Source organism: Bacteroides sp. 1001136B_160425_E2, from assembly GCF_015559655.1.
GTDB lineage: Bacteria > Bacteroidota > Bacteroidia > Bacteroidales > Bacteroidaceae > Bacteroides > Bacteroides luhongzhouii.
Genome location: NZ_JADMQH010000006.1, coordinates 47,762 through 59,593, shown reverse-complemented (window position 1 = coordinate 59,593; position 11,832 = coordinate 47,762). Strand labels below are relative to the sequence as shown.

Below are 11,832 nucleotides of genomic sequence, written 5' to 3'. Positions count from 1 at the left end.
AAAATAATATATTATTCTTCAAAATCTAAAAGTTCTTTTAAGGAAAGACGTATAATAAAAAAAAATGTAATCACTTAAAAGAATAAAAAATAGATTTTGTGCTTTTTTCTCTCTATTATATTAACTATATCATAATCTCCTCCTATCTTTACTGAAATACCTCTTTCAAATACTTAATATTCGTACCATAATTCTTTTTCACATTCCGCACGTCATCCTTGTCACGCGAACGTTCTACCACCAGCCATCCACTCCATCCCATCTTATCCAGTGTCTTTTTCACCTTATTCATATCCAATCGTTTATTATAAGGTAAAGTCACTCCATCGGTATCCGTACAGTGAATCTGGCAAATCCTCTTTTTCCCCAGAATCTTCAGCTCCTTGCACAAATCCCTTCCATTCTCCAATGCATTTTGAAATTTAAAATAGATCTTGATTCCGGGAGAATTAATTTCTTTCAGTAGTTTCACATCTCCTTTTGCATCCAATTGAGTTTCAATACCAATCACCACTCCTTCAGAAGCAGCCATATCTCCTACCTCCTTCAAGCGTTTTACAACTTCTGTCCGTAGTGCCGGAATCTTTTCCCATCCAGCTTTGACTCCTCCTAAAGGAAGAAAGGCTACTTTGGCATTCATCACTTTCATGGCATGAAGGCAATCTTGAACTAAATCTTTATAGTTAGCCCGCTCCAGAAAAGACTGTCCATAAAAACCGGACATAGCAATAGAAGAAACTTCTAATTGATATTTTTGAGCTGTTTCACGAAATAACTGCTGGAAATGGGGTTCGCGCAATTTATTATCAAACATTTCCCTCTTGCCAAGACCACCCATATCCAATTCTACACCGTCACCATTCAATTCATGTACCAATTGAAATGAACCGATTTTCTGACGCTTCAGAATCATCCAGTCACATACGGCTATTTTATAACGTTGTTCCTTTTGCTGCGATCCGGCAATTGCCAATAGAGGAAAACACTCTGCAAGTATCAATATCCAAAGGATATGTTTGAATAAATTTCTTCTCATTTTTTATTTTATTGCATACGATTTACATAGTAGACGTACGGAATAGATTTTTGTAATCACCTATAAAAGAGAGAATAACTAAAAATACAACAGAATATAATTTAATAAAAGTAAGATAGTGACGGTATCCAAGACAAATAGTGACGCTATCATGGTCCGATACCGTCACTATCCCAAGCATATACCGTCACTATTTCCGATGAAGTAATAACAGAAATAAATGTAAAAAAAATGGGCTGCCGAACTATAAGAAGTCCGACAGCCCTGTCAACCCAAAAACGATACCTATGAAACACTGTGTGTTATTTCAAATCAAACTTTAAATATTTGCCGTGAACAAGTTCATCATGTGTAATATGATATTTATTGAACTTCTTGCCATTCAATAGTACCTTATCAATATATAAAGCTCCTGGTTGAGTACGATTGGTTTCAATCACCAGTTCGTTCTCTTTATACCATTTCGGATCTAACCGGATCGTTACCTTATTAAAGACCGGAGTCGTCAATGTATATTCGGGTAATCCGGGACAATCCGGATAAAAGCCAATCATATTGAAAATAGCCCAGGAAGACATCGTTCCCGTATCATCATTTCCTGGAATACCATCAGGTTTTGTTGTAAAGTACTTATCTAATAAACGCTGCGTCTCTTTCTGTGTACGCCATTCTTCACCTTTAAAGTATGAGAATAAATGAGCATAAGCAATATCCGGTTCATTTGCCGGGTCGTAAAGTCCTTCGTCAAAAACCATTTGTAGCTTATCGATAAAAGGTTTCTTTCCACCCATTAATTTCGCCAAGCCATATACATCATGTGGTACATAGAACGTATAATTCCAGGAATTACCTTCATGAAAACCGGGATTCGGTTCAAAGTTCTCTCCCTGTCTCGGATTAAACGGGCTATAAAACGTTCCATCGGGGAGAATCGGACGGAAAGTACCAAATTCTTTACTATAATAATGTTTGTATCCTAAAGAACGTTTATAGAACATCTCCGCATCTTTCTTTTTACCTAAAGCAGCTGCAAAACGAGACAATGCAAAATCGGCAATATAATATTCCAATGCATGAGAGACGGAATTGTCATACTGTTCACGAAGGGGTACATATCCTTTAGACATATAATCATCATTATCAGGACGCATCAAGTTTTCCGCCCCCGGTAACGTAGCAGATTTGTACATTGCCTCATAAGCCAAATCAACATCAAAGTCACGCAAACCTTTCATCCAGGTATCTACAATTACTGGAATACTCGGATCACCTTCCATTGTCAATGTTTCTCTGCCATATAATTCCCACTTAGGCAACCATCCATGTTCACGATACATATCAAGCATTGTGCGCACCATTTCCATCTGACGTTCCGGATAAACCAAGGTCAGCAATTGATGAACATTGCGGTAGGTATCCCAAAGAGAAAATACGGTATAGCGATCACCTTTGGTTGTCAGGATCTTATCACTTTCCATTGCCGGATATTCTCCGTTCACATCCTGCAAAATATTAGGATGAATCAGCAAATGATAAAGCGCTGTATAAAACACAGTCTTTTGGGCATCTGTACCACCTTCCACAGTTATGCGTGACAAGTCATCATTCCATTTGGAACGTGCTTCCGCATGGATCTTCTCAAAATCCTTTCCAGCCTGTTCACGATCCAGATTCAAGCGGGCATTTTCTATGCTTACAAAAGAAACTCCCATTTGTACTTCTACCTGTTCACCTTCTTCTGTATCGAAGGAGAAATAAGTACCAATGTCATCTCCTGCTATTTCTTTTCCGTAACGAGTATAAAGTTTATACTTTCCCTGATCCTTATCCCATTCAGCCTCAACACCCATCATCGGACGTTGTTTCTTCCAATACCCTGTTGCAGAAGGATTCTTCTTAACCCGCAACACAAAGTAAATAGGGAATACAGCTTGAGGATTATAACAAAATGTACCAAGTAGTTTGACTCCTTCCACTTCACAATCGCTTACACGACGAAGCATAGCGCCACTCTCATTCGTTAACCCCTCACCCAGATTCAGCAAGATATGACTTTTTCCTTTCGGAAAAGTAAAACGGGCAATACCGCTACGCGGAGTAGCCGAGACTTCTGTTTTTACATTATATTTAGTCAGATAATTAGAATAATAGCCCGGTGAGGCCTGTTCATCCTTATATTTACTACCATATTCTTTATAATCCACATTCAGTTCTCCGGTAGTAGGCATCAACAATAAAGAACCTAATTCCGGACAACCGACTCCACTCAAATTCACATGAGCATATCCAGTAAAGAAACAGTTTGTATATTCATAAGGCGTAGACCACCATCGGGCATCTTTATCATAGGTGTTTTCGGAAGATCCCATCACATTGAAAGGAACCACAGACATCATACCATTGGGGCAAATCGCTCCCGGATTGGTCGTTCCGAAATTTGTAGTTCCGATAAAAGGATCCACATAATCTATCAAAAGACTTTTATCCGTATTTTTAAGGGGAGGGCTTCCCCCTTCCCCCGCATAAGCGGAAAGAAGGGAAAAAGCAAGTGTGTAAGTTAATATAATACGTTTCATATCTTTATTAAATGATACTCGTTCGTTTCGTAAAATCGATAATCTCTTTTATATATCCGAAGGCCATACCTACCACAGTATCTGCCGCACCATAATAAACAGCAACACGTTCACCATCTTGCAAAGCTGCACAGGGGAATACTACATTAGGAACGTCACCTTGAAGTTCGTAAGGAGCAGCCGGACCAATCAGATATTCACGTGTACGATAGAGGACTTTTTCCGGATGATCTTTATCTAATATGGCAGATCCCATAGCGTAACGGAAACCATTACAAGTAGTAATTACACCATGATAGAACAGTAACCAGCCTTCATCAGTAAGGAAAGGAACTGAACCTGCACCAATCTTTGTACACTGCCAAGCACTTTCCGGGAAAGGAGTCACTTTCATTACACAACGGTGTTCACCCCAATATTTCATATCCGGGCTATAGCTGATGTATATATCGCCAAACGGAGTATGTCCATTATCACTGGGACGACTCAACATCGCATACTTGCCATCGATCTTCTGCGGAAAAAGTACACCATTACGATTGAAAGGCAAGAAAGCATTCTCGCACTGGAAAAACTCCTTAAAGTCAAAAGTATAGGCAATACCAATTGTAGGGCCATGATAACCATTACACCAAGTCACCCAATAACGGTCTTCAATCCATGTAACACGAGGGTCGTATTTATATTCCGACTCAATCATTTCCGTGTTGCCTGCCTTAAACTGAATAGGTTCATGATTGATATCCCAATGAATTCCGTCCTTACTAAAACCTGTAAAAATATTCATTTGTACAGCTTTGTTATCACAACGGAATACGCCTGCAAAACCATCCTCAAAAGGAACAACAGCACTATTGAAAATACTATTAGATGAAGGAATATGATAGCGTCCGATAACTGGATTTTGTGAGTAACGCCACATAACGTCCGTACATCCGACAGGACGATCTTCCCAAGGAATTTGAATTTTATTCATAATCGTTGATTTTATATTATTTATTTTTTGAGTCATCATACGTGAAAGGTATGAAATAAGTAATCAGAAAAGCTGGAATAGTTGCGATTAACACATAGATAAAGAAATTACGATATCCTAATAAGTCACTAAGATAACCACTAACCATTCCCGGAAGCATCACTCCCAGATTCATGATTCCTGAAGCAAATGCGTAATGTGACATTTGATGTTTGCCTGGAGCAATCTGTTGCATCATAAACAAGGTCAGTCCGACAAAACCAAAGCCATAACCAAAATATTCCATTGTTATACAAGTTCCGATTAGATATACATTAGTAGGCTGTGTAACTGCCAAAAAAGTATAAGCCACAAATGGAAGATTAAAAATACAACAGAGAGTGAAAAGTGTCTTTTTCAATCCAAACTTAGAGACATAAATGCCAGCCAACAATGAGCCTAAAACAAAAGCAGCGGAACCAAAGATACCATTTAGTGTGCCAATCTCTGTTAACGACAATCCTAAGCCGCCTACATCCCTTGACGCACGTAAAAACAGCGGAGCTATTTTCATTATAAAACCTTCTGCCAGACGATATAAAATAATAAAACAGATATAGTAGAGAATATGCTTTTTAGTAAAGAAATTAGCAATTACTGCTACCAATTCGTGCCCAACTTCTGATGCAGTTTTCTTCGTTGTTAACGGGACCTGTGTAGAAGGTAGCATTTTTATATGATAAATACCGATCAGTACCATTATTGCTGCAATTACGCCGAAAATAATCATCCATGCAGATGAATACGCACCTTTGTTAGCATCTATTGAAGCGCCTTCTATTGCTCCGAAGTACTCTGCCAATGCTCCTGCCATAGCAACTAATCCTCCATTAGCAACCAATTTAGCTACATTATAAAAAGCACCCTGCACTCCGATATATTTTGCCTGATCTTCTTTGTTCAATTCAGCCATATATACACCATCACAAGCAATATCATGCGTTGCTCCACTAAAAGCAATCACTGCCATCGTAGAGATACTTATGGCGAAAAAGTAATCGAAAAACAAAGAAAAGGCTACTACTCCAAACAATACACCACTCAATAATTCTGTAATCAATACGAAGAATTTTTTAGTTCGATACATTTCAAGAAAAGGACTCCACAAAAATTTCAGTGTCCAAGGCATCATAATCAGAGAAGTCCAGAATGCAATTTGCGTATCCGAAATTCCAAGATCCTTAAACATGAAAACAGAAACCAGATTAATAGCAATAAAGGGAAGACCCATTGCAAAATAAGCGGTAGGTACCCAGCAAGCCGGGTTAATAGTTTTTCGTTGAGAAGCAGTTTTATTCTGTTGCATAAATCATAGTATATAGATGAAAAAAATCATTTTTCTAACCCATCTATATATAATACAACTAAAAGGGGGAAACTACTAACGTCTCCCCCCTACTTTTTTTATTTTATTATCACTTCGTCTATAAAGAACCACGAAGGATGCCCTACACCATAATGCCAAGTCGGACATTCTTTCGTTCCAGTGACTTCTACTTTCACATAACGAGTTTTTATCGGTTCGGCTGAATCAGCCTTGACTCCACGGAACTTGACCTCACCTGTACGTTCTTCTGGTAAATCAATCGTTTTCCAATGTGTATAATGCTCACCGTCTTCGGCGTATGAATAAACCACCCTTAGAGGAAAAAGAATCCAGGCTCCTATTTGGTGAAGAAAATCTGTTTCCACACTTTGTATGTCTTTTGTTTCGCCCAAATCTATAACAAATGCGCCATCGGTTCCTTCCCAACCAATCCAGCTGTCAACAAAGGTTGCTCCACCAAACAAACCGTCAATCAATGCGTTTTTTCCTAATGCTGCATATTTTCCGGTAGGAGGAATCAGATAAGTAACTTTTGCACCCAAAGCCAAACTTTTTTCTTTCTGCGGCATGTAACGTTCCTTATACAATTTACAATAGTCTACCGGTGAATTGGAACGCTCATTCAATGTAGGAACTTGAAACTCTTTCACGCGTTCCTCAAAAAGGTCTAACTTTTTATTGATATCCACCAAGTCTTTTTCCGTCTCTGTTCGTGCTATTTCCAGTTCTGAATATTGAATTGGCAGACGTGCCCGTTGAACTCGTTTTAAAAAATCTGGTTCTGCCGCAACAGCCTTTTCAGCCAAATCAAATAAATGATTATAACGACGCATCAAAGCAGGCTTTAGCATGCCATACTTATGTGATACGGGTGAATCATATATCCACAACCGCTGTCCACTACCAATTAATGCGCCTTCCATTATCTTTATGTACTGATAAAGATATGGCGCTGCTTCACCATAATATCCATGCAGAAAATGTTGCATCAATGAGTCTACATTAACTTCGGGATTCCACATTAACTTTGACACTAAATAAGCGCGAAGTTCTGCAAAATCTCCTCCCCTACTCCCTGCTATTTGAGAGAAATGCATGGTGGCATGATTCTTTTTGAAAAGACGGATATTGTCCTGTAAAATATGGAAATTAGGAAATGGAGCCAGATAATTATCAAAGTTAATACCGTAATCCCACACGAAAATATTATTGGTAATCTTAGACCATCCTTCCATGGCTTTCACAAACTCTTTTCCCGAAGCATTCTCCGTCAAAGTTACTTCACGGTCACAGTCAATATCACACAACATAATATTCACATTCGGCAAAGGTTTCACATGCTTCGGAGGATTCATAGTATATAGATAAGCCAATGTGGAAAATTCTTTATCCGGGAAACGGGCAGCCAATTTATTCAGAAAAGTGATTATGCTTCCTGATAATGCTCCTTCATAATCATCAATTGCCTTACAAGCATCACACGTACAATTTGTATAATTACCATCATTCTGACTTACAGACATGATATGTTTATCTGGATTTGCTTTGAAAATAGAATCAACACGTTGAGCAACAATCTCAAAAACCTCCGGATTACTCAAACACCACTGACTGGCCTTTCCCGGGTGGCGTTTTCCTTTGAAGTAAGAATAATATTCCGGATGTTCTTTCCCATAAATGGATGAAGGCAGAAGCTTATCAAAAGTATGCACCCAATAACCGGCAGCAAACACTTCATTCGGTTCCTCTAAACGATTCCACCACTTATAAATAGAGTCTGTATGAATAGCATAACATTGTGTCTGACGGTAACGAAAGCCCGGATTCTCAACTTTATTAATGAAGGGTAAGTTCACCGTTTTTGAAGGGGTAAGAGAATATTCATTCTCTCCCCAATAATCGATACCCCAATATTGCTCCAATAAAGTAACAACCCCATATACAACACCGTTTTCTTTACCAGATATTTTTAGAATACCATCTTGAGTAGAAATAGAGAATCCATCCTCTGTTACTTCCGCCGGAGATTGACCACCAATGATAATATCTCCTTTTCGAGGTGTTTTATCATTTTCAATAGGAAGTACAACTCCCGAAATTTCAGTAAGAAAACGTTGTAAGAATTGCGCTGACGTCTTACTATTTGGCATCTTGTCCTGCACAATGATGCGAGCACTACTTTTGCCATCTTTTACGAGTGTTATTTGTGCTGAAACAGTACCACATACCACCAGCAAAACAGATAATAACCAATGTTTCATGTTTGTTAGAATTTAAGTTTATATGAGTATTTACTAGAAGTACAATTCAGGAGAATAAAGTTCTAATAAATTATGGATACTTTAACATATAAGAAAGAGGATATGCCATTAGACACATCCTCCTCTCTCAATAAATTATTAGTTTAGAACATTTTATTTATCAAATCTGATATTATGTTCCCACTTTTGGAGAGCACCATTAGATGTTGCATTGTGTCCGTTTCCTGTAGCATCTCTAAAGGAAGTGCCATCTCCTTCATCCATTGGCCAAAGGGCTATCAAATTCGGATTTTTAGGATTGACTTCGAAATACATATTGTTTGCGATCTCCGATTCTGTACGAGCTACTTTCCACAGACGAACCTGACTCATAGCACAATTATTACGGAAATAGCTACCACTATCCACTATTTTCATAAAATCAAAACGTACACTTCCACCTTTCGGCGCAGGAGGATCAAAGAAGGTGTCTTGTTTTCCATTTCTATAAATGGTAAGTGTTGTTCCATTATAAACGAAAGCCCAATGATACCAAGTGTTTGCCTCCAAATCACTGGCTGTTTGTTTTTGCCCTCCCAAAGACTTTATCTGTAGATAATTGTAAGGCCTATTGGCATCTCCAAAACGGATATAGATTTCATGATCATTACTTCCGGAAGTGAAAATAGCCTGATTATTTATACCATAACCATCCATACGTACCCATGCTTCCAATGTCCATGTTTGTACCAGCCGCATCTGTTATGTAAAGGCTGTTTAACTGTGCCTTATATTCTGCATTCTCACATCCTATAAAAAAGAATGCTGACAATACAATCATAAGACTTGATAAATAGATATATTTCATAATTTTCATTCTTATAAAGTTCGTTTAATCATTATTCTTCGTTAACAGCATTCATGCGATTATAGAAATTTCTATATATGTTTGTAATTCCCTGACGCAAGAAATAATATTCCGGTGAACCATCATAATCGCCCTTACCTTGTGCATAGTCAAAACCTACACGATAAAGGCCACATCCACCAATTAACTGGTCTATTTCATAAGGTTTTCCATTAACAGTATAAGTATTTTTATATACGTAGTTTGACATCCCCAGGAATCCTCCTCCACTATTAGCATACGATTCAAAATTCTCGGTAGCTATGGTTCTGCGGACAATTTCATCCGGAGTAATAACTCCCTGTTGTATCCAATCATCCATATCACGCAATACGCCTGTCATTCTATAATCTGCCATTCCACCATAAGCTTGCAATACAAAATAGTCTACATAGTATGAAAGCCATTCTTTATCCATACCTGTTCGAACTCCAACTTCACCGTCAATCAAGAAAAGAAGGCGTTTCTCTGGCATAGGACGGTCTCCACGATCGCGGTTAGGATCCATAGCACCATGTCCAAACCAATAGGAAAGTTCCTCGACGAAAATAGTTCTCTGTACTTTATTTGACCAAAGTGGACCAGCTCCCATTCCACCACCAGGTTCATAATCCCAGTCATAACCATCATATCCACATTCAAGACAAGCTTTATAAATATCCTCTGCATAGGCTTTAATTGCAGGTCTCACCTTTTCCGGATCACTACTGGTTCCAGCTTCGTGATAAATTTCTTTATCCGGCAGGTCGTCGCCTACATTTTGAGAAAATAAAGTAACAACAACCTTTGTACCTTTCACTTTTTGTACATATTCCATATCAGCCTTTCGCTCCGAAGTTAATTCAAATTTCGGATGCCCACCCCAGTTGGAAGCAATGGTTACAGAATCAGGCAGACCTCTCAAGCTATTTTCACCGGTAGGAGAAGTTCCTGTCCAATTGTCGAACCAAACGAACACTTGTGGAAGTCCCGGTGTTTCTTTCCACTTGCGCAAAGCAGCATAATATTCATCAGTTTTAATTGTTTGATTCAAATCGACATCATTAATAGATTCCACATCCGTACATCCAACGAAGAATATAGCGGCAAATGCAAATCCGAATGCATTTTTTATATGCTTTATATTCATATTCTATATTTTATCAGGTTAAAAATTAATTCTTTTTCGCCCACCACAAATCTGTAGCTCCGGTGTCCGGGCCACCTAACATAGTTGCAATAGCTGCTTCTACATTGGCTGAGTTACTAGATTTTTCCGTTGTAGGATATGGTAAACGACGTACCATACGTTTACTATCAATATCACCGATATAGCCAACAGAGCTTAGATTATCTCGCGCCGTAAACAATTCAGGATAACCAGTACGGCGATAATCACACCACGCCTCAATTCCCAATGGATAGTTGGCAATCCATTTTTGAGTAATAATCTTCTGAAGTTTATTACTTCCGTTTTCCCATGCAACAGTAGGAACATCAGTAAATGAAATATTATTTTGAGAGTTCCATCGATCTGTATACCCTTGAGGAGCAACTGTACTTGAAAGATAGTCACCAATCTCTACACCATATTGATTCATTGAAACTTGAATACCTTGTTCATAGTAACTCTTAGCTGCCGCTGTTCCACCTGCAATCCATCCTTGTAAAGCCGCTTCAGCTTTTAAGAAATAAGTCTCTGCCGCATAAAAAACTGGCATAGGAGAAGCATCTGTTACAACTGGTTTAGAGTACCTTGCAGCACTACCTTCAACGCTTTTACTTGTATCTTTAATTCCCATACGCACACCACGATACTCCCTATACGAAGTCGAAGTATTCATATATTTGCTGATACGTGGATCATTATATCCATTCATGTATGCAGAAAGTGTTGCATTGATAGCTAAGTCACCCCAATCTGAAGCAATCCAAAATGGGTTATATGGCATAGATGGAAAAAAGGCATTATCATTATTAGATTCTATTACTCCACCATCAATCGCTTCTGCCATCATTTGTTTGGCATATTCTGTATCTTCAGTATTAGAAGCGATACGTACAGCCATACGAAGTTTTAAAGAGTTAGCGTATTTGATCCATTTACTAAAATCACCATTATATATGATATCATATTCGGCAACAGGTACTTCTTTTCCTTCATTTTCCTGAACAAATGCCAAAAGTACGTTGATACTACGTGTCAAATCATCAAACATATTATGATAGAGTGTTTTCACATCGTCATATGCCACTTGGAATTCTCCCTTTCCCATTTCAGAGTAAGGGATAGGACCATAAATATCAGCTACACGAAGCATAACACCGACCCGCAGAATAGACGCCCACGCATAAATATATCCAGTACCTCCTGTAGATTCTTTTATTGTCTGGAAATTCGGATAAAACTCCGTAAACATATCTTTATAAGGAACATCTACCCAGTCAGCACTAGGATTGAATGTTCCAAAATTAGTACCATTCCAAGGGGCAGTTGTTGCAAAATACCCGCCATACTGCCCTACCATTTGTTCAGTGTGTTGACTGTTATTTTCCTGACAGGCATTCAATAAGCGAGTCATAGCCACAAACAACGTACCGACCCGTTCCGTCGGAGTCATATCTTCGGGATACACGTCTGTTGGATGTGTGTTTAATTCGTCAAAGTTTCCCGTACATGAAGCGAATAGCAGAGTAGTAGTGAAAGCTGCCACACTTACAGTCTTAATTATATTGAATCTTTTCATCATTC

Annotated in this window: 8 protein-coding genes; all 8 read right to left on the bottom strand. The window is 38.5% G+C overall.

The window, feature by feature from the left end; genetic code table 11:
• Positions 1–148: 148 nt before the first annotated feature.
• Positions 149–1,036, bottom strand: a complete 888-nt coding sequence (locus tag I2I04_RS07440; RefSeq protein WP_195470475.1) for a sugar phosphate isomerase/epimerase family protein — start codon at positions 1,034–1,036, stop codon at positions 149–151.
• A gap of 302 nt (positions 1,037–1,338) precedes the next feature.
• Complete coding sequence (locus tag I2I04_RS07435) at positions 1,339–3,612, bottom strand: GH92 family glycosyl hydrolase (RefSeq protein ID WP_143260102.1); 2,274 nt, start codon at positions 3,610–3,612, stop codon at positions 1,339–1,341.
• Between the two features lie 7 nt (positions 3,613–3,619).
• Positions 3,620–4,588 carry a 1,4-beta-mannosyl-N-acetylglucosamine phosphorylase gene (locus I2I04_RS07430; RefSeq protein ID WP_143260101.1) on the bottom strand — a complete coding sequence of 323 codons (969 nt, stop codon included), beginning with the start codon at positions 4,586–4,588 and terminating at the stop codon, positions 3,620–3,622.
• Positions 4,589–4,604: 16 nt separating this feature from the next.
• Positions 4,605–5,933, bottom strand: coding sequence for an MFS transporter (locus I2I04_RS07425; RefSeq protein ID WP_195654695.1), 1,329 nt, complete (start codon positions 5,931–5,933; stop codon positions 4,605–4,607).
• A 98-nt stretch (positions 5,934–6,031) separates the two neighbouring features.
• Positions 6,032–8,215, bottom strand: coding sequence for a DUF4838 domain-containing protein (locus tag I2I04_RS07420; protein ID WP_195654694.1), 2,184 nt, complete (start codon positions 8,213–8,215; stop codon positions 6,032–6,034).
• 153 nt (positions 8,216–8,368) lie between these two features.
• Positions 8,369–8,953, bottom strand: a complete 585-nt coding sequence (locus I2I04_RS07415; protein WP_229126947.1) for a LamG domain-containing protein — start codon at positions 8,951–8,953, stop codon at positions 8,369–8,371.
• Positions 8,954–9,093: 140 nt separating this feature from the next.
• Positions 9,094–10,230, bottom strand: coding sequence for a glycoside hydrolase family 18 (locus I2I04_RS07410; RefSeq protein ID WP_143260097.1), 1,137 nt, complete (start codon positions 10,228–10,230; stop codon positions 9,094–9,096).
• A gap of 25 nt (positions 10,231–10,255) precedes the next feature.
• Complete coding sequence (locus I2I04_RS07405) at positions 10,256–11,830, bottom strand: SusD/RagB family nutrient-binding outer membrane lipoprotein (RefSeq protein WP_223225923.1); 1,575 nt, start codon at positions 11,828–11,830, stop codon at positions 10,256–10,258.
• Between the last annotated feature and the right edge of the window lie 2 nt (positions 11,831–11,832).